Genomic DNA, 211 nt, shown 5'->3' on the forward strand with positions numbered 1-211 from the left:
GGTGGAGGAGTTCGCGGAAGGTGGGGTTGCCGGAGGTGTCGGTGCGCAGGACGAGGGTGTTGACGAAGAAGCCGACGAGGTCGTCGAGGGCTTGGTCGGTGCGTCCTGCGACGGGGGTGCCGAGGGGGATGTCGGTGCCGGCGCCGAGTCGGGTGAGGAGTGCGGCGAGGGCGGCGTGCAGGACCATGAAGACGGTGGTGCCGGTCTCCCG

At 70.6% G+C, this 211-nt stretch carries 1 protein-coding gene; it reads right to left on the minus strand.

The genetic code is table 11. From position 1 onward, the window contains the following. Positions 1-211: condensation domain-containing protein (locus ACL06G_RS21575; protein WP_412836536.1), on the minus strand; the 211-nt coding region annotated here is incomplete at both ends.

This window comes from Streptomyces callyspongiae, assembly GCF_047200695.1.
Classification (GTDB): Bacteria; Actinomycetota; Actinomycetes; order Streptomycetales; family Streptomycetaceae; genus Streptomyces.